The organism is Microbacterium sp. zg-Y625 (assembly GCF_030246925.1).
GTDB classification, from domain to species: domain Bacteria; phylum Actinomycetota; class Actinomycetes; order Actinomycetales; family Microbacteriaceae; genus Microbacterium; species Microbacterium jiangjiandongii.
In genome coordinates, this window is record NZ_CP126740.1 from 1,701,089 (window position 1) to 1,717,930 (window position 16,842).

Annotated in this window: 20 protein-coding genes and 1 pseudogene; 4 read left to right on the forward strand and 17 right to left on the reverse strand. The window is 70.7% G+C overall.

The genetic code is table 11. The features are described from left to right. Nucleotides 1–5: 5 nt before the first annotated feature. From frr to rpsB, 4 genes are all read right to left on the reverse strand, one after another. Entirely contained in the window at nucleotides 6–560 is a 555-nt protein-coding gene (frr, locus tag QNO14_RS07735; RefSeq protein WP_257493445.1) for a ribosome recycling factor, read from the reverse strand. Between the two features lie 64 nt (nucleotides 561–624). Beyond that, complete coding sequence (pyrH, locus tag QNO14_RS07740; RefSeq protein ID WP_257493310.1) at nucleotides 625–1,344, reverse strand: UMP kinase; 720 nt, start codon at nucleotides 1,342–1,344, stop codon at nucleotides 625–627. 83 nt (nucleotides 1,345–1,427) lie between these two features. Beyond that, nucleotides 1,428–2,255 (reverse strand): translation elongation factor Ts, encoded by an 828-nt coding sequence (gene tsf / locus QNO14_RS07745; RefSeq protein WP_257493309.1) that lies wholly within the window; start codon nucleotides 2,253–2,255, stop codon nucleotides 1,428–1,430. Nucleotides 2,256–2,340: 85 nt separating this feature from the next. After that, complete coding sequence (gene rpsB, locus QNO14_RS07750; protein WP_257493308.1) at nucleotides 2,341–3,276, reverse strand: 30S ribosomal protein S2; 936 nt, start codon at nucleotides 3,274–3,276, stop codon at nucleotides 2,341–2,343. A gap of 534 nt (nucleotides 3,277–3,810) precedes the next feature. On the opposite strand from rpsB, the pseudogene QNO14_RS07755 reads away from it, so the two are divergent. After that, nucleotides 3,811–4,065: pseudogene (locus tag QNO14_RS07755) on the forward strand (peptidoglycan DD-metalloendopeptidase family protein); the annotation flags it as partial. Between the two features lie 59 nt (nucleotides 4,066–4,124). Here QNO14_RS07755 and QNO14_RS07760 read toward each other — a convergent pair. Together QNO14_RS07760 and QNO14_RS07765 are read right to left on the reverse strand one after the other, a co-directional pair. Further along, a complete protein-coding gene (locus tag QNO14_RS07760; protein WP_257506221.1) occupies nucleotides 4,125–4,673 on the reverse strand; it encodes a DUF3060 domain-containing protein in 549 nt (182 codons plus the stop codon). 38 nt (nucleotides 4,674–4,711) lie between these two features. Then, a complete protein-coding gene (locus tag QNO14_RS07765) occupies nucleotides 4,712–5,614 on the reverse strand; it encodes a tyrosine-type recombinase/integrase (RefSeq protein WP_257506222.1) in 903 nt (300 codons plus the stop codon). 191 nt (nucleotides 5,615–5,805) lie between these two features. Here QNO14_RS07765 and QNO14_RS07770 point away from each other — a divergent pair, with 191 nt between their 5' ends. Together QNO14_RS07770 and QNO14_RS07775 are read left to right on the forward strand one after the other, a co-directional pair. Next, nucleotides 5,806–7,047 (forward strand): MATE family efflux transporter, encoded by a 1,242-nt coding sequence (locus QNO14_RS07770; RefSeq protein WP_257506223.1) that lies wholly within the window; start codon nucleotides 5,806–5,808, stop codon nucleotides 7,045–7,047. A gap of 164 nt (nucleotides 7,048–7,211) precedes the next feature. Further along, entirely contained in the window at nucleotides 7,212–8,066 is an 855-nt protein-coding gene (locus QNO14_RS07775; protein WP_257506224.1) for a glycosyltransferase family 2 protein, read from the forward strand. Between the two features lie 99 nt (nucleotides 8,067–8,165). Here QNO14_RS07775 and dprA read toward each other — a convergent pair whose 3' ends face one another. From dprA to QNO14_RS07815, 8 genes are all read right to left on the reverse strand, one after another. Next, nucleotides 8,166–9,356, reverse strand: coding sequence for a DNA-processing protein DprA (dprA, locus tag QNO14_RS07780; protein ID WP_374113965.1), 1,191 nt, complete (start codon nucleotides 9,354–9,356; stop codon nucleotides 8,166–8,168). After that, nucleotides 9,353–10,885, reverse strand: coding sequence for a YifB family Mg chelatase-like AAA ATPase (locus QNO14_RS07785; RefSeq protein WP_257506225.1), 1,533 nt, complete (start codon nucleotides 10,883–10,885; stop codon nucleotides 9,353–9,355). The genes dprA and QNO14_RS07785 overlap by 4 nt, the downstream gene beginning before the upstream one ends. Next, entirely contained in the window at nucleotides 10,882–11,244 is a 363-nt protein-coding gene (locus tag QNO14_RS07790; protein WP_257506226.1) for a YraN family protein, read from the reverse strand. Before QNO14_RS07790 ends, QNO14_RS07785 begins: the two co-directional genes overlap by 4 nt. Before the next feature lie 96 nt (nucleotides 11,245–11,340). Then, on the reverse strand, nucleotides 11,341–11,664 hold the full coding sequence (locus QNO14_RS07795; RefSeq protein ID WP_257493299.1) for a DUF2469 family protein: 324 nt from the start codon (nucleotides 11,662–11,664) through the stop codon (nucleotides 11,341–11,343). Nucleotides 11,665–11,687: 23 nt separating this feature from the next. Next, a complete protein-coding gene (gene rnhB, locus QNO14_RS07800) occupies nucleotides 11,688–12,347 on the reverse strand; it encodes a ribonuclease HII (protein ID WP_257493298.1) in 660 nt (219 codons plus the stop codon). Further along, the gene (gene lepB, locus QNO14_RS07805; RefSeq protein ID WP_257493297.1) at nucleotides 12,344–13,099 is read right to left on the reverse strand and encodes a signal peptidase I; all 756 of its coding nucleotides are present in this window, start codon (nucleotides 13,097–13,099) and stop codon (nucleotides 12,344–12,346) included. Before lepB ends, rnhB begins: the two co-directional genes overlap by 4 nt. A gap of 156 nt (nucleotides 13,100–13,255) precedes the next feature. Further along, nucleotides 13,256–13,603 (reverse strand): 50S ribosomal protein L19, encoded by a 348-nt coding sequence (rplS, locus tag QNO14_RS07810; RefSeq protein WP_257493441.1) that lies wholly within the window; start codon nucleotides 13,601–13,603, stop codon nucleotides 13,256–13,258. Between the two features lie 157 nt (nucleotides 13,604–13,760). Continuing rightward, the gene (locus QNO14_RS07815) at nucleotides 13,761–14,255 is read right to left on the reverse strand and encodes an MFS transporter permease (RefSeq protein WP_257506227.1); all 495 of its coding nucleotides are present in this window, start codon (nucleotides 14,253–14,255) and stop codon (nucleotides 13,761–13,763) included. Between the two features lie 102 nt (nucleotides 14,256–14,357). Between QNO14_RS07815 and map the strand changes: the two genes are divergently transcribed. After that, nucleotides 14,358–15,140, forward strand: a complete 783-nt coding sequence (gene map, locus QNO14_RS07820; protein ID WP_257506228.1) for a type I methionyl aminopeptidase — start codon at nucleotides 14,358–14,360, stop codon at nucleotides 15,138–15,140. 74 nt (nucleotides 15,141–15,214) lie between these two features. Here the strand turns inward: map and trmD are convergent, their stop codons facing one another. The 3 genes from trmD to QNO14_RS07835 are packed head-to-tail and all read right to left on the reverse strand — an operon-like array spanning nucleotide 15,215 to nucleotide 16,842. Beyond that, entirely contained in the window at nucleotides 15,215–15,910 is a 696-nt protein-coding gene (gene trmD / locus QNO14_RS07825) for a tRNA (guanosine(37)-N1)-methyltransferase TrmD (protein WP_257493294.1), read from the reverse strand. A gap of 1 nt (nucleotide 15,911) precedes the next feature. After that, complete coding sequence (gene rimM / locus QNO14_RS07830; protein ID WP_257506229.1) at nucleotides 15,912–16,610, reverse strand: ribosome maturation factor RimM; 699 nt, start codon at nucleotides 16,608–16,610, stop codon at nucleotides 15,912–15,914. A gap of 1 nt (nucleotide 16,611) precedes the next feature. Then, entirely contained in the window at nucleotides 16,612–16,842 is a 231-nt protein-coding gene (locus QNO14_RS07835) for an RNA-binding protein (RefSeq protein ID WP_257493292.1), read from the reverse strand.

Genomic DNA, 16,842 nt, shown 5'->3' on the forward strand with positions numbered 1-16,842 from the left:
TGGCCTCAGACCTCGAGCAGCTCGGTCTCTTTGCGCTTCAGCGCGTCGTCGATCGCGTCCACGTGGGCGCGGGTGAGGGCGTCGAGCTCCTTCTCCGCGCGAGCGAGGTCGTCTTCGCCCACATCGCTCTTGAGGGCGTCGAGGTCGTCCTTCGCCTTGCGGCGCAGGCCGCGGACGTGCACCTTGTGGTCCTCGGCCTTGTTGCGCACGAGTTTGACGTACTCCTTGCGCCGCTCCTGCGTCAGCTCGGGCATGGTGACGCGCACGATGGTGCCGTCGTTCGACGGGTTCGCGCCGAGGTTCGGCGTGTCGCGGATGGCCTGTTCGATGGCCTTCAGCGCCGACTTGTCGTACGGGGTCACCACGAGAGTGCGGGCCTCGGCGTTGTTGAGCGAGGCCAGCTGCGCGAGCGGCGTGGGGGTGCCGTAGTAATCCACCAGGATCTTCTGGAAAAGCTGCGGGTTGGCGCGCCCCGTGCGGACGGTGGCGAAGTCATCCTTCGCGGCCTCCACGGCGCGGTCCATGCGTGTTCCGGCATCGGCCAGCACATCGGCGATCACGGTCACTCCATTCGTCGGGACAAGTCGTTCAAGTCTAGTTGAGGCCGGTGCGCCGGCACGGGCGCTACGCCGTGACGAGGGTCCCGATCTGCTCGCCCAGGAGGGCGCGCGTGACGTTGCCGGCCGGTTCCATCCCGAACACCCGCATGTCGATGCGGTTGTCCATGCAGAGGCTGAACGCGGTCGAGTCGACGACCTTCAGGCCCTGCTGCAGCGCCTCGCCGTAGGTCACGCGCTCGAGTCGGGTGGCGGAGGCATCGACGCGGGGGTCGGCGGTGTAGACCCCGTCCACGCCGTTCTTGGCCATGAGCACCTCGTTCGCGCCGATCTCCAGCGCACGCTGCGCGGCGACGGTGTCGGTGGAGAAGTACGGCAGGCCTGCGCCGGCGCCGAAGATGACGACACGGCCCTTCTCCATGTGCCGCTCCGCGCGGCGCGGGATGTACGGCTCGGCGACCTGCGTCATCGAGATGGCCGACTGCACCCGGGTTGCCGCGCCCGCCTGCTCGAGGAAGTCCTGCAGGGCCAGCGCGTTCATGACCGTTCCGAGCATGCCCATGTAGTCGGCCCGCCCCCGGTCCATGCCGCGCAGGCTGAGCTCGGCGCCGCGGAAGAAGTTGCCCCCGCCCACCACGATCGCCACTTCGACACGGTCGACGGCTGCGGCGATCTCGCGCGCGATCTGGCTGACGATGTCGGGATTGACGCCGAGCTGGCCACCCCCGAACGCTTCGCCGGACAGCTTCAGCAGGACGCGCCGGCGTCCGGTGGCCTCATCGATCACGTGTCATCCTCTCGTCTGGGTACAACCTAGCGTCGGGCATGGGAAAGGCCCGCACCGGCAGCGATGCGGGCCTTTCCCGGTGCTTACGCGCCGACCTTGAAGCGGGCGAAGTCCGTGACCGTGATGCCGGCGTCCTTCGCGACCTGGGCGACGGACAGCTTGTTGTCCTTCGCGTAGTCCTGGTCGAGCAGGGCGACCTGCTTGAAGAACGCGTTGACGCGCCCCTCGACGATCTTCGGCAGGGCAGCCTCGGGCTTGCCCTCGTTGCGGGAGATCTCGGTGACGATCTCGCGCTCCTTCTCCACCTCGGCGGTGGGGACGTCCTCACGCGAGAGGTACGTCGGGTTGGCGAACGAGATGTGCTGCGCGATGCTGCGAGCGGTCTCGGCGTCGTCACCCGAGTACGCGACCACGACGCCGATCTGCGGGGGCAGGTCCTTGCTGGTCTTGTGCAGGTAGATCTCGAAGTTGTCGCCCGTGAGCGTGCGCACGCGGCGCAGTTCGACCTTCTCGCCGATGATCGCGGCCTCGTCGTCGATGAGCTGCGCGACGGTCTGGCCGTTCGCGTCAGCCGCAAGAGCGGCCTCGACCGAGTCTGCGGCGACAGCGGCCGCCGCGTCGGCGACCTTGTCGGCCAGCGCGATGAAGCGCTCGTTCTTCGCGACGAAGTCGGTCTCGGTGTTCAGCTCGATCAGGGTGACCTTGCCGTCCTGCTCACGCGCGACGACGAGTCCCTCGCTGGTGGAGCGGTCCGCACGCTTCGCGTTGCCCTTCGCGCCCTTGAGGCGAAGGATCTCGACGGCCTTCTCGAGGTCGCCGTCAGCTTCCTCGAGCGCCTTCTTCGTGTCGACCATGCCTGTGCCGAGCTGCTCGCGCAGCGCCTTGATGTCGGCGATGGTGAAGTTTGCCATGGGTACTGGCTCCTAGGTTCGGTGGAATGACTGCGGGGATGCCGGGGTGGGCACACTGGGCCCACCCCGGCTTGATCCGTACGGCTTACTCAGCCTTGGCGGCCTCGGCGGCGGCGGCACCCTCGGCGTCCGCAGCGGACTCCGTGGCGGCTTCGCCCTCGATGGCCTGCTCGTCAGCGACGATCTCGCTGACCTCGGCCTGCGCCTCGGCCTCGTCCGCGACCTTCTCGGTCGCGGCGGAGGACTGCTCGGGGGCGCTCTGCTCGAGCAGCTCGCGCTCCCACTCGGCCAGGGGCTCGGCGGCGGCCTCGGCCTCGCCGGCGGCGGGCTGGTGACGCTGGATGAGGCCCTCGGCCGCGGCGTCGGCGATCACGCGGGTCAGCAGACCCACGGCGCGGATCGCGTCGTCGTTGCCGGGGATCGGGTACTGGAACTCGTCCGGGTCGGCGTTCGTGTCGAGGATGCCGATGACGGGGATGCCGAGCTTCTTGGCCTCGTCGATGGCGAGGTGCTCACGCTTGGCGTCGACCACCCAGATGGCCGAAGGGGTCTTCTGCAGGTTGCGGATACCACCGAGCGACTTGTGCAGCTTGTCGAGCTCGCGCTTCTTGAGCAGCAGCTCCTTCTTGGTGAAGCCGCTGTTCGCCGGGGTCTCGTAGTCGAGCTCCTCGAGCTCCTTCATGCGAGCGAGGCGCTTGGAGATGGTGGTGAAGTTGGTCAGCAGACCACCGAGCCAGCGCTGGTTGACGTAGGGCTGGCCCACGCGGGTCGCCTGCTCGGCGATGATCTCCTGAGCCTGCTTCTTGGTGCCGACGAAGAGGATGGTGCCGCCGTGGGCGACGGTCTCCTTGACGAACTCGTACGCCTTGTCGATGTACCCGAGCGACTGCTGCAGGTCGATGATGTGGATGCCGCTGCGCTCGGTGAGGATGAAGCGCTTGACTTTCGGGTTCCACCGGCGGGTCTGGTGTCCGAAGTGCACGCCGCTGTCGAGCAGCTGGCGAATGGTGACGACGGCCATGGCCGTTCTCCTGTTCTCGGCGCGATGCGCCGTTGTTTCGGTTGTCCACGCCTGGTCGATTGACCGGCGAGCCTGGTGCCCGGCGCACACCCGCAACCCGCTGCTGCGGGAGGACCTGGGGTGTGGATGCCGCGTCGCGTCCGCCTGGGCGGACGCTGTGCTGTGGGCACGCGGAGTCACCCCGCCGGAGCGAGGTGCGGTGTCATCTTATCAGCCGCCGACTCCTCCCCCTCTCACCGCTGCGGGAAGTTGTCCGCAGCCGCGCGTTCTCCGGCTGCGGACACGAGCCGACCCGCGCAACATGGAGGAATGATCCGCCGTCACGTCGTCGCAGGGGCGGCGCTCCTGGTCGTCGCGGCGACCCTGTCGCTGAGCGAGGCGGCGGCCACGCCCGGCGCGTCGGTCCTGCCGATGTCTGACGCGAAGGCTCCCGACGCGATCTCGGGCCTTCCCTGGACCTGGCCGCTTCCCGGTGCGCGTGTGGACGCGCCGTTCGAGGCGCCGGCGCACCGCTACGGTCCGGGACACCGCGGCATGGATCTGTCCGGCGACGGCACCTCGGCAGTCGTCGCGCCGGCGGACGGGGTCGTCGCGTTCGCGGGCTCCGTCGCCGGGCGGCCCCTGCTCACGATCGACCACGGCATGGGGCTCGTCACCACCTTGGAGCCCGTGATCCCCGGTGTGGTGGCGGGCCGATCGGTCGCCCGCGGGGAGCAGGTGGGAACGCTCGCCACCGGCGGGCACGTTCGCCCCGGGGCGCTGCATGTGGGCGTCCGCCGCGACGGCGAGTACATCAATCCGATGCTGCTCTTCGGGTCGGTGCCGCGGGCAGTGCTGCTGCCGTGCTGTCAGCGGTCGACGGCGATGACGTTGCGGTCGCCGGAATCGGTGACCGCGCCGAGCGCCGCGGCATCCACTTCATTGTCGTTGCCGTTGACCATGACGGGTCCCACGTCGCCGCGCACGTCGATCTCGTTGCGGTCGCCGGCGATGTCGAGCGAGCCCACCGCCGACGCTTCGATGTCGTTGTCCTGACCGGACACGCGAAGGTCGGTGACATCGCCCGCTTCGACGTCATGCCGGTCACCGTCGATGAGCAGCTCGCCCACCACCGCACCGCGGAGGTCGATCTCGACCTCCGTGCCACTGACGGTCACCTGCGGGCAGTCGCCCCGCAGCCGCAGGTCCCGCCCCGCCGACACCGTGACCGCGAGCCCGCCGCAGTCCCCGTCGGGCGCGGGGGTGGCAACGTCCGCCGACGCGCTGGGGGCCGGTGCGGCGCGGGATGGCTCCACGGTGACCCGCTGAGCGCCGTCCGTGTCGATCGGACTGCAGGCGACGAGGGAGAGCGCGAATGCCGCGGCGACGACGGTCAGGGAGAAAGCGCGACGGGACATCTCTCCACGGTAGGCGGGTGCCGCAGGCGGCACTACCCTCACGCTCGCGGGTGGGCCAGGCGGTACGCCGCCGCCAGTCGCTCTCCGGAGACGTGCGTGTAGATCTGCGTGGTGCCGAGGCTCGCGTGGCCGAGCATCTCCTGCACGGCGCGCAGGTCGGCGCCCCCGTCGAGAAGGTGTGTCGCGGCGGAGTGCCGCAGCACGTGCGGCCCGACCGTGGTAGCGCCCACGACGGGACCGACGGTGCGGGCGACGAGGTCGTAGACGGCGCGGGTGCCGATGCGGCTTCCGCGCGCGCCGAGGAAGAGCGCGGAGCCCGCGGTGGCGGACCGTGCGGCCAGCACAGGCCGCGCCCGCACGAGGTAAGCGTCCAGCGCCCGCGCGGCAGGGGCGCCGTAGGGGACGACCCTCTCCTTCGCGCCTTTGCCGAGCACCCGCACGGTCGCGTTGGAGCGGTCGAGGTCGACGGTGTCCGTGCCGCACAGCTCCGACACGCGCAACGCCGCCCCGTAGAGGAGCTCGAGGATGGCGGCGTCGCGGAGCGCCAGCGGGTCGCCGTCCGCCGCCGCGGCGACGAGCGTGTCCAGCAGCTCAGCGAGCCCGTCCGCGCTCGCGACGTTCGGGAGAGTGCGTCCCCGCTTGGGCGTGACGAGCCGCAGGGTCGGGTCGATCTCCACCATGCCGCCCTCGAGCGCCCACTCGAACAGCCCGCGCGCGGCCGCCGCGCGGCGGGCGATCGTGGATCGGGCGTCGCCTCGACGGGTCGCGGTCCACAGCCAGTCGCGCAGGGCGTCGAGGTGGATGTCGGCGATCTCACGGTCGCCGACGACGGCGGCGAGGTCCGCGAGGTCAGCACGGTAGGCCCGCACCGTTGCACCCGAGAGCCGCCGCACGTCGGCGAGGTGGACCGTATACCGGTCAGTCGCTTCGGAGAGCAGCATCCTTCCAGCATGCCGTCATGGGAGGCGTACCCGGCGCCCGGCGGCAGGTGTGGCGCGAATTCCCTCATCGTCGCCGGGAGCTCACGGCTGGACGTCTCCTGCAATACGATGCTCGCGATGAGCAGCCTTCGGCACAGCGCGACCGCACGAGCCGGCGCGTGTCAGCGGTGCCCGCCGGCGCGAGCGCTGCGATGAGGCGCCGGCTTCTGCAGCTGTGCGCATTCCTGCTCATTCCTGCGCTCAGCGCAGTGACGCCGCTCATCGCGATCCCGGCGATCACGGCGACTTCGGGCGCGGCCGGATGGGAGGCCTACGCGCTGGGACTGTCCATCGGCTCCGCCGGGGGCGTCATCGTCGAACTCGGCTGGCCGGTGACCGGGCCGCAGCGCGTCGCTGCGGAATCGCCGGGAGCGCGGTGGACGACACTGGTCACCTCCGTGCGCACGCGCCTCCTCGCCCTCGTGGTGGTGTCGCCGATCGCGATCGCGGTCAGCGCCCTGGTCACGGTCAACACCGACTCGGATCACACGGGGACCGCCGCTCTCATGGCCCTGGCTTCCGTCACAGCGGGACTTTCCGGGAACTGGTTCTTCACGGGCACCGGGCACCCCCTGCGGATCTTGACCTCTGAGGCGCTGCCTCGCGCCGTGCTCATCACCGGCTCGTCCGTCGCCCTCCTCGCGGGCGCGCCACTGGAGACCGTGCCCGCCAGCTACCTGCTGTCCGCCATCATCAGTCCGATCGTCAGCCTGCTGCTCGCACGCCGCGACCGTGAATCCTCGTCTGATTTCTCCTTCGCTCACGATGTGGCCGCGATACGCGAGCAACTGCCGGCCATGGGCGTGCGCTCGATCGGCGCCCTCTACATGGCGCTGCCCATCACCCTCGTCGGAATCTTCGCCCCATCCGCGCTGAGCACGTTCGCTGCGGTGGAGCGTCTGATGCGGATGGGATTGACCGTCCTGCAGGCGGTGCCCAATGTGCTGCAGACCTGGATGGGCTCTGCGCGCAGCCCCGGCGAACGCCGCCATCGAGCGACCAGATCGATCCTGATCTGCGGTGCGGTCGGGGTGCTCGCAGGCATGGTCTTCACGGTCGCCACTCCGATCGTCACGCCGTTCCTCTTCACGGGAACCGTCGAGGTGCAGTGGTCGCTCGCCGCCCTCGGCGGTATCGTCGTTGCGCTCGTCTGCATCTCACGCGCCACCGGCGGACTCGCGTTGGTCGCGTACCGGCGGGTGCCGGCGCTCACGGTCTCAACTGCGGCAGGCGCCGTCGTCGGCGTTCCCGCGATCAGCCTGCTCGCCGCGGCCGGAGGTGCTGCGGGCGGATTCGTCGGAGAGATCCTCGCCGAGGTCGCAGCGATAACGGTCCAGACGTTCGCGCTCCTCTCCGCGATGCGCGCCGACGATCACGGGACCGATCCACCCTGAGGTGAGCGGCTCCCGACTCTGCCCGGGGGACACCGCACTCCCCCACCCTCACGGGGAGCCCTATGATTCCCGTGCGGTGCGCGGTCGCTCCGCGGCGGCGACGCTCCGGGGGAAGAGTGCACAACGTCAGGCGAGAGCGCCTGCGCGGCAACGGGGAGAGAACAGTGGAGTGCACGGTCGTCGTTGCAACAGTGGGGGGTCCGTGGCTGGCGGATCAGCTGACTGCGCTCGCCGCGCAGCAGCTGCCGCCGACGGAGGTCATCGTCGTGAACAACGGCGCACCGGGTGCGATCGATGAGACCGCCGCGGCGTTCCGCGGACTCCTGCCCCAACTGACAGTCCGCGAGGACAACACGCGCCGCGGCGCGGCCTATGCCCGCAACGTCGGAGCCGGTGCGGCCGCAGCTCCGGGGATCCTGTTCGTCGACGACGACGACGTCATCTCGACGAACTATGTCGCGGAGATGGGCCTCGCGTTGGACCGCGCCGATCTCGTCTCCGCCCGAATCCGCCTCGATATGCTCAATCCGCCCCGGCTCACCCGTGGGTGGGAGGGTCTGCACGAATCCGGTCCGATGGACTACTTCGACTTCCTCCCCTGGACGTTCGGCGGCGCGCTCGGATGCCGGCGCGAGGTCTTCGAACGAACAGGAGGATTCGATCCGGATCTACTGACGACCGAGGACGTGGACTTCTGCTGGAGGGCTCAGCTCGATCACGGGGTGGCCTTCGCCTACGTCCCCGAGGCCACCGTCAACTACCGCCTGCGCGCCGAGCCCGCAGCAGCGTTCCGGCAGAGCCTTGCGTGGGGCGAAGGCCAGGCCGGCCTGTACCGCCGCTACCGCGATCGTGGATTGCGAGCGCCCAGCCAGCTCCGCGCCGCCGCACGCTGGGCGCGCAGCGCCCAGCTGCTGCTGTCGGCACGGAACCGGATCGATCTCGCGGTGGCCGCCCGCCACGCCGGCTCCCGTGTGGGGCGCCTCCGCGGCAGCGTGCGGTACCGATGTCTCTTCCTGTGATCATCGCCCGCTTGCAAGGATCCTCCGCCAACCCTGGTGGTCCTCGTTTCGGACACCGGGCCGAGTCGACAACCGACAACGGACGCATCGACGCACCGGTCAGCGTCGCGCCGCGATCAGCCGCCACCCGCCCGGCCCGTGCTGCGCCCGCCCTTCCAACAGCAGCAGCCCGAGGCCCCGCTCGACGTCGCCGATGCTCTGTCCGCACCGGCGCGCGACGTCGTCGACCGCGCGCCAGACGCGCGTACTGAGCGCGTCACGCAGCGCCGTCATCTCGTCGACCCAGTCCTCCGCCCCGGGGAGGACCTCCTCTGTGGCACCCAGCAGCTCGCGGACGTCGGCCGCGCTCGTGATGCACCGCGCGTCGTAATCGCGCAGCAGCCGGTGGCATCCGGCCGACGAGGGACTCGTCACGGGGCCCGGCACCGCCCCGAGCGCACGCCCGAGGGCTGCGGCGTGCCCCGCCGTGTTGAGAGAACCGCTGCGCCAGCCCGCCTCGACGACCACCGTCGCATCCGCCATTGCGGCGATGAGGCGGTTGCGGGCGAGGAACCGCCACTTGGTGGGGGCGGCGCCACACGCGACCTCACTCATGACCGCGCCGGTGCGGGCGACGCGGCGGAGCAGATCCTCGTGGCCCGACGGATAGGCGCGGTCCACGCCGCCGGCCAGCAGCGCGTCGGTGGCTCCTCCCGCCGCCAACGCCGCCCGATGGGCAGCCCCGTCGATGCCATAGGCGGCTCCCGAGATGATGCGGATGCCGTCGCCCGCGAGGTCGGCGGCAAGTTCCATCGCCACGTGCTCGCCGTACGATGTCGCCGCCCGCGCACCCACGATGGCGACGGCCGCACCCACCCGCCCAGGCATCGCCCCGCGCACCCAGAGACACAGCGGCGCGTGAGCACCCAGGTCGTCCACGCGCGTCGGCCAGACGTCGTCACCCGGCACCACGAGACGCACGCCGGCGCGGCGGGCGGTGTCGAACGCCGCTGCCACCGCACCCGGCTGCAAGCGTGGTCGCCACCGGTCCAGAGCCTCACGCGTCCGCCCGGGGTCGCCATCCACGACGGCGGCGACCGCGCGCGCGTCGTCGGCGATGACGAGCCGCAGGGCCTCGGCGGCGCCGACGGCCGCCACGAGTGTTCCCGCATCGCCGTCGCCCGGTTCACACAGCGCCGACCACACGCCCCGCGCGCGTCGATCGAGCACGGCGTCGTCGTCGAGGTCAGCCGGAATCAGGCCGACGAGCGCTTCGCGCGCGGATCCGGAGTCTTGCTGCAGCGGGTTCACAAGGGGGTCGCGCCTTTCTTCAGGTAGAGCGCGCGGCCGATGTCGTCGAGCTCGAGGCGCTCGCGCCCCGCGAGGTCGGCGTGGCTCCAGGCGACGCGCAGCACCCGGTCATAGCCGCGCAAGGTGAGCGCACCGCGATGGAGCGCGGCATCCAGCGGTCGGCGGACCGCCGGCGGCGGGGCGACGGGGCCCTGCCTGAGCCAGGTGCCGGAGACCTCCGCGTTCGTGCGCCACGGGGTCGCCCGCAACCGACGGGCCGCGCGATCGCGCGCCTCTGCTACGCGGTCACGCGCCTGCGCGGTGGTGATGGTCCGTTCGGCCGCGACCTGCGCGTGCGCGACCGACACCCGGGTGACGGCCAGCTCGATGTCGATACGGTCGCGGATCGGACCGGAGAGCCGCCCCAGGTAGCGGCGGATTCCCGCGGGCGGGCAGACGCAGTCGCCGCCCGGCACGCCGTACGCCCCGCACGGGCACGGATTGGTTGCGAGCACCAGCTGGAATCGCGCAGGAAACATCGCGCTCGCGCCGGCGCGTTCGATCAGGATCGATCCGTGCTCCAGCGGCTCCCGCAGGGCGTCCAGCGCGCCGGAAGCGAACTCGCCCGCCTCGTCGAGGAAGAGCACGCCTCCACTCGCGCGGGCGATCGCGCCGGGACGGATGGTGCGGCTGCCGCCCCCGACGAGAGCCGCGATGCTGGAGGTGTGGTGGGGCGCTTCGAACGGCGGCGTGCGTTCCAGCCGGGTCACGCGCGCACCGCCGAGGGAGCGCACCGAGGCGGCCTGCAGCGCGGCCGCATCGTCGAGGTCGGGAAGGATGCCGGGGAGCCGCCTGGCGAGCATCGTCTTGCCGGCGCCGGGCGGGCCGCTCATCAGCATGTGGTGCCCCCCGGAGGCGGCGACCACGACGGCATCCACGGCGTCGCGCTGCCCGATCACCTCTGCGAGCTCGAGTCGGGGCGCCGCCGGCTCGGGCGGCGCGTCGACCCTGACCGGCGGGAGCGGGCGATCTTCGACGGCCAGGCCGTGCCAGCGCAGCACGTCGAGCAGGCTCGCGGCGCCCAGCACCTCCACACCCTCGACGAGCTCCGCCTCAGCGCGGTTCGCGTGGGGAACGGCCACACGGGTGATGCCCGCCCGCGCGGCGGCGAGCACAGCCGGGAGCACGCCCGGCACCGGGCGCAGCCGCCCGTCCAGACCCAGCTCCCCCACGTGCACCGTGCGGCGGAGTGAAGCGTGGTCGAGGGTTTGCTCGGTCGCCAGCGCGGCCACCGCGATCGCGACGTCGAAGCCCGCCCCGTGCTTCGGCAGACTCGCGGGCGACAGGTTGACGGTGATGCGTCTGCGCGGCAGAAGCACGCCGGAGTTCTCGCACGCGTTGTGCACCCGCTGGTGGGCCTCGCCCAGCGCCTTGTCCGGCAGCCCGATGATCTTGAAGTCCGGTGTCTGCCGCGACAGGTCCGCCTCCACCTCGACCAGCGCGCCGTCGAGGCCCGTCAACGCGACCGCCCACGTCCTCGCGACACTCATCGCAGGTCCTGCACGTGCTCGAGCATTGCCGTCTCGGGGTCGTCGCCCGTGATGGCGATGACGTCCAGGCGCAGGCGGCGTCCCTGCACGAGGTCGGGGTGGGCGGCCATCCACGCGAAGGCCAGCTGCCACAGTCGGCGGCGCTTGCGCTCATCGACGGCTTCCAGGGGGTGGCCGAAAGCGTCCGAGCGCCGCGTCTTCACCTCGACGACGACGAGCGCGTCAGCGCTCGTGGCGACGATGTCCACCTCGCCCTGCGGGCAGCGCCAGTTGCGGTCGAGCACCCGCCACCCGGCCTGCTCCAGATGCCGGGCGGCACGCCGCTCCCCCGCTCTCCCGCGCTCGTCCTTGGCTGCCATGCAGCGATCGTGGCGCGTCCGCCGATGAGCGGTGCAGCGTCACGGCCGTTTCGGGGACGACTCGCCCGGATCTGCGGTTGTGGAGAGCGCGCGGGCCTAGGAGTCCAGCGAAAGCTCCTCGGGCAGGTGGAAGTCCCGCCGGGTCAGCTCCTCGACGTTGACGTCCTTGAAGGTCAGCACCCGCACCGACTTCACGAACCGGTCCGCGCGGTAGATGTCCCACACCCAGACGTCGGTCATCGAGATCTCGAAGTAGAAGTCGTGTTCGGTGTCGCGCCGCACGACGTTCACCTCGTTGGCGAGGTAGAAGCGACGCTCAGTCTCGATCACATAGGCGAACTGCGACACGACATCGCGGTACTCGCGATACAGCGCCAGCTCTAGTTCGCGGTCGTAGTCCTCGAAGCCCTCATCGTCCATGGTGATTCCATCCTAGGCCCGGGTCAGAACAGCGTCGGTGCCTCGGCGATCGACCATGAAGCCCGGTGATGCGCGCTGAGCCCCAGCGAACGGATCGCGGCGCGATGCTCGAGGCTCGCGTAGCCCTTGTTGCGCGCCCACTGATAGTCGGGCCAGTCGTCGTGAAGAGCGGTCATGTGCCCGTCGCGGGCGACCTTGGCGATGACGGATGCCGCAGCGGCACTGGCGCAGTCGCGGTCGGCCTTCACCACGGGCCGCACGTGCAGACCTGCGCCCCCGGCCGGGGTGATGTAGTCATGATTGCCGTCCAGCAGCACGATCGCGTCCTCGGGCACCACGCCCTGATCGCGCAGCTGGGTGATCGCCCGCAGCGCCGCAAGCCCCAGCGAGCGGATGATGCCCACGGCATCCACCTCCGCCGCCGTCGCCCAGCCCACAGCCGACGCCTGCACCCACCCGGCGGCGCGCTCGGCCACGACGGGGCGCCGCGCCTCGGCGACGAGCTTCGAGTCCCGCAGGCCCTCCGGCACGCGGCGGCGTGCCCGCGCGGCATCGATCGCGACGGCGCCCACCGCAACCGGTCCCGCAAGCGCGCCACGCCCCACCTCATCGCAGGCGATGACGACCGCGTGCTCGCGCAGCAGACGACGCTCGAGCGTCAGCCGGGGCTCGACGACCGTCATGGCGCCGCAGGCTCGTGCTCGGGGTCGGGCACGCCGACGAAGACGTCGTGGTTGCCGTCGATGAAACCGACCCGCTCGAAGGGCCACGTGATGAGGAACGCGCGGCCCACGACGTTGTCGAGGGGAACGAACCCCTTGCCCGGCTGCTCCTGGTTGTAGCGGGAATCACGCGAGTGATCGCGGTTGTCGCCCAGCACCCAGAGCGAGCCCTCGGGAACCACGACGTCGAACTCGACCCGCTGCGGGGCGGACTCGCCCCCGATCAGGTTGAGGTAGGGCGCTTCATCCACCGGCACCCCGTTGACGGTCAGCTGGCCGAGCGCGTTGCAGCAGACGACGTGGTCGCCCGGCAACCCGACGATGCGCTTGATGAGGTGATCCTTGCTGTCGGGCGCAGACAGTCCGACGATCGACGCCGCCCACTCGAGCGCTGCCGCGACGGCGGACCGCTCCGGCTCCGGCGTCGTCGGCAGCCAGCCGCCCGGATCCCGGAACACGACGATGTCGCCGCGCTCATAGCCGCCGAAGCGAGGCGTCAGCTCGTCGACCAGGATGCGGTCCTCGATCTGCAGGGTCTGCTGCATGGAGCCCGACGGGATGTAGAAGGACCGCACCACGAAGGTCTTCACGAGGAAGGAGACGACGATCGCGATCAGCACGATGATCAGCACGTCGCGCACGAACGGCCACAAGCCCCGGCGGCGACGAGGCACCCGCGGGTCGTGCTGCGGGGCCGTCTGCTCAGCCGTCATCGACAATCCTCTTCCGGCGCCCCACGTGAGACGGAGGCGGCAGTCTCAAGCGTCGCACATTCGTCATGCGGTCGGGCGTATGCGACGCCGTGCGCCCGAGCGTGGAGACACGGATGCCCCGAGGGCGACCCCGGGGCATCCGTCACAGCGGCGCGATCAGCGGTCGCGCTTCTCCTTGATCTTGGCCTTCTTGCCACGCAGGTTGCGCAGGTAGTAGAGCTTCGCGCGACGCACGTCACCGCGGGTGACGACCTCGATGTGGTCGATCACCGGGCTGTGCACGGGGAAGGTACGCTCCACGCCCACCTGGAAGCTGATCTTGCGGACGGTGAAGGTCTCGCGCACACCGTCTCCGGAGCGACCGAGCACGACGCCCTGGAAGACCTGGATACGCGAGCGGTTGCCCTCGGTGATGTTGACGTGCACCTTGACGGTGTCACCGGGGCCGAAGTTGGGGATGTCGGAGCGCAGGGATGCTGCGTCGACGGCGTCGAGGATCTGCATGATCGTCACTTCCTGCAGCCGCCACAGGTCGACCGCGAGATAGAGGAATAAAGAGAGTCGGTGCCCCGGGACCGACTGCGCGGTCCGCTCCCCTGAGGCAGAGACGTTCAGGGCACGAAGGTCCATTCTGCCATGCCCATGCCCCCCGGCCAAAACGTCAGACGCCCGGAGGCGTGCGCTTCTCCTCGATGACGACCACAGCGGGCTCTGCCACGGGCTCGTCCCGGCGCTCCGGCGGCGGGATGAAGGCCGTGCCGTCGCCGGCGCGCACCAGGGTCACCCGCGGTCGCGCCTCCGACCACAGCTGCCACAGCAGCAGCCAGAACAGCCCCACGGCGATGGCGGCCGAGGCGAAGGCCTGCGCCACCCAGGTCGAGGCGTAGAACCCCAGCGAGATGACCGAGAGGTGCCAGAGACTGAATCCCAGCACGTCCCACCACGACACGGCGCGCTGGGCGCGGACGGTGCCGCGGGCGCGCACCAGCAGCGTCAGCACCAGTTGCACGATCAGCACGCTGGGCAGCGCGATGAACAGCATCCACAGCAGCGCCCAGCCGCCGCCGTCGAAGGCGACCCATCCGACCAGCAGCCACAGCGGCAGCACGAAGGCGGCCGGCAGCAGCCAGAGAAAGAACGCCCGTCGCAGCCACATGCTGTCGATGCTACGCCTGCCCACCCGAGCGGGCGCCGAGAGTCGGCACGGACCGCACCATGCGCGTCATCGGTGACAATAGAAGGCGACGGAAGGAACCCCATGATCGAGCTGCGCACGCCTGCCGAGATCGACGCGATGCGACCGGCAGGCCGGTTCGTCGCCGAGGCCCTGGCGACCCTGCGCGACGAGACGAAGGTGGGCACCAACCTGCTCGCGATCGACCGCCGCGCCCACGACATGATCCGCCGCGCGGGAGCCGAGTCCTGCTACATCGACTACCACCCGTCCTTCGGGGCAAGCCCCTTCGGCAAGGTCATCTGCACCTCGGTCAACGACGCCGTGCTGCACGGCCTCCCCCACGACTACGCCCTCCGCGACGGCGACCTGGTCACGCTGGACTTCGCGGTCGCCGTCGACGGCTGGGTCGCCGACTCGGCGGTCTCTTTCGTCGTGGGCACCCCCCGCGACGAGGACCTCGCCCTCATCGACACCACGGAACGCGCCCTGGATGCCGCGATCGCCGCCGCCACGGTCGGCAACCGGGTCGGCGACATCTCGCACGCCGTCGCCGAAGTCGCCCACGGCGACGGTTACTCGATCAACACCGACTTCGGCGGTCACGGCGTGGGGCGCACCATGCACGGTGATCCGCACGTCCCCAACGACGGCAAGCCCGGCCGCGGCTACCCGCTGCGGGCGGGGCTCGTGCTGGCGCTCGAGCCCTGGTTCCTCCAGACCACAGACAAACTCGTCACCGACCCCGACGGCTGGACGCTGCGCAGCGCCGACGGCTCGCGGGGCGCCCACTCCGAGCACACCATCGCCATCACCGCCGACGGCCCGATCGTGCTGACCGATCGGTCGTTCCTCGGCGTCGACTGACCAGAACGTCGCCGGCATTCTCGGGTCGGCCGAGCGGCCGGGAATCGAGCTGCGGGGTGCCGCGGTCAGCTCCGTCAGGCGAGCAGGTCGGGGCGACGCTCCCGTGTGCGCTCGACCTGCTGCTCGTGCCGCCAGGTCGCAACGGCACCGTGGTTGCCGCTCAACAGGATCGGCGGCACGTCGCGGCCGCGCCACGACGACGGTTTCGTGTACGACGGGTATTCGAGCAACCCGTCCTCGTGCGACTCCTCGACGAGGCTCTCGGGGTTGCCCACGACACCGGGCACGAGCCGGCCGATCGCCTCGATCATGGCCATCGCTGCGACCTCACCGCCGTTGAGCACGTAGTCGCCGAGGCTCACCAGTCGCACCTCGCCGAGGGTGGCGGCGTAGTCGAACACGCGCTCGTCGATGCCTTCGTACCGACCGCACCCGAAGACGAGGTGCGGAGCGGTCGAGAGCTCACGGGCGGTGGCCTGAGTGAACCGCTCCCCCGCCGGCGACGGGAAGATGAAGACGGGACGGATGCCGGCTTCCGTCGCTTCGGCGGCGATGGCATCCAGTGCCTCGCCCCAGGGCTCCGGCTTCATCACCATGCCGGCGCCGCCGCCGTAGGGGGTGTCGTCGACGGTGCGATGCCGGTCGTGCGTGTGATCACGAAGGTCGTGCACGCGCACGTCGAGCAGGCCGCTGCCGCGGGCTCTGCCCAGCAGCGACACCTCGAGCACGTCGAAGAACGCCGGGAAGATCGTGACGACGTCGATGCGCACGTCAGTCCTCGGCGCGCGGGGCCTCGGGGGCGTCCGCGTGGGGCGCGGCATCGTCGGCCGATGAGCGGTGGTCCGCGGCATCCTCCTCGGAGGACTCCTGCTCGGAGGACTCCTGCTCGGAGGACTCCTGTTCGGGCTCCTTCGGCAGCTCCTCGAACAGTCCCGCCGGCGGGGTCACGATGACGCGACCCGCCGCGACATCGACCTCGGGGACGATCGCCTTGACGAACGGAACGAGGATCTCGCGCTCGTCGTCGTCGCCGACCGGGCGGATGATCAGCAGGTCCTGCGCGGGGAGGTGATCCACGCGCACGACGCGGCCGACGACCTGCTCGTCGCGGACGACGTCGAGTCCGACCAGCTGGTGGTCGTACCAGGCATCCGGCTCGGATGCCTCATCGGTGTCGTCCTGGTCGATCCACAGGATCGCGCGCACCAGCGTCTCGGCGCCCTCGCGGTCGTCCACGCCGTCGAAGAAGACGACGGGGTGCGAGTTCATCCACCGGAATTCGCGAACGGTGATGGTCTTGCCGTGCCAGGGCGAGGCCTCGGGCACCTGCAGTGTGAACGCCGCCCCGGGGACGAAGCGTCCGTCCGGGTCGTCGGTGTACAGCTCGAGCTTCAGCGCGCCCTTGAGGCCGTGCGCCTTGACCAGGCGCCCGACGCGCAGCTGGGCACGCGGGGTCTTCGGTTCGGACATGTCAGTCATCCGCGACGTCGACGCGTACGCGGCGCCCGTCGGCCAGTGCCGACACGACGGTGCGCAGCGCCTTCGCCGTGCGTCCGCCGCGCCCGATGACGCGACCCCGGTCGTCGGGGTGCACGCGCACCTCGATCACGTCACCGCGAGGCGACGTGGAGGTGTGGACTTTCACATCGTCCGGGTGATCGACGATCCCCTTGACGACGTGCTCGAGCGCGGCGGCCAGCAA

Bases quoted from the DNA above. Each gene is read 5' to 3' on its own strand.
- tsf (WP_257493309.1), bottom strand. From the start codon at position 2,255: ATGGCAAACTTCACCATCGCCGACATCAAGGCGCTGCGCGAGCAGCTC.
- rpsB (WP_257493308.1), bottom strand. From the start codon at position 3,276: ATGGCCGTCGTCACCATTCGCCAGCTGCTCGACAGCGGCGTGCACTTC.
- QNO14_RS07760 (WP_257506221.1), bottom strand. From the start codon at position 4,673: ATGTCCCGTCGCGCTTTCTCCCTGACCGTCGTCGCCGCGGCATTCGCG.
- QNO14_RS07765 (WP_257506222.1), bottom strand. From the start codon at position 5,614: ATGCTGCTCTCCGAAGCGACTGACCGGTATACGGTCCACCTCGCCGAC.
- QNO14_RS07770 (WP_257506223.1), top strand. From the start codon at position 5,806: ATGAGGCGCCGGCTTCTGCAGCTGTGCGCATTCCTGCTCATTCCTGCG.
- QNO14_RS07785 (WP_257506225.1), bottom strand. From the start codon at position 10,885: ATGAGTGTCGCGAGGACGTGGGCGGTCGCGTTGACGGGCCTCGACGGC.
- QNO14_RS07790 (WP_257506226.1), bottom strand. From the start codon at position 11,244: ATGGCAGCCAAGGACGAGCGCGGGAGAGCGGGGGAGCGGCGTGCCGCC.
- QNO14_RS07795 (WP_257493299.1), bottom strand. From the start codon at position 11,664: ATGGACGATGAGGGCTTCGAGGACTACGACCGCGAACTAGAGCTGGCG.
- rnhB (WP_257493298.1), bottom strand. From the start codon at position 12,347: ATGACGGTCGTCGAGCCCCGGCTGACGCTCGAGCGTCGTCTGCTGCGC.
- lepB (WP_257493297.1), bottom strand. From the start codon at position 13,099: ATGACGGCTGAGCAGACGGCCCCGCAGCACGACCCGCGGGTGCCTCGT.
- rplS (WP_257493441.1), bottom strand. From the start codon at position 13,603: ATGCAGATCCTCGACGCCGTCGACGCAGCATCCCTGCGCTCCGACATC.
- QNO14_RS07815 (WP_257506227.1), bottom strand. From the start codon at position 14,255: ATGTGGCTGCGACGGGCGTTCTTTCTCTGGCTGCTGCCGGCCGCCTTC.
- map (WP_257506228.1), top strand. From the start codon at position 14,358: ATGATCGAGCTGCGCACGCCTGCCGAGATCGACGCGATGCGACCGGCA.
- rimM (WP_257506229.1), bottom strand. From the start codon at position 16,610: ATGTCCGAACCGAAGACCCCGCGTGCCCAGCTGCGCGTCGGGCGCCTG.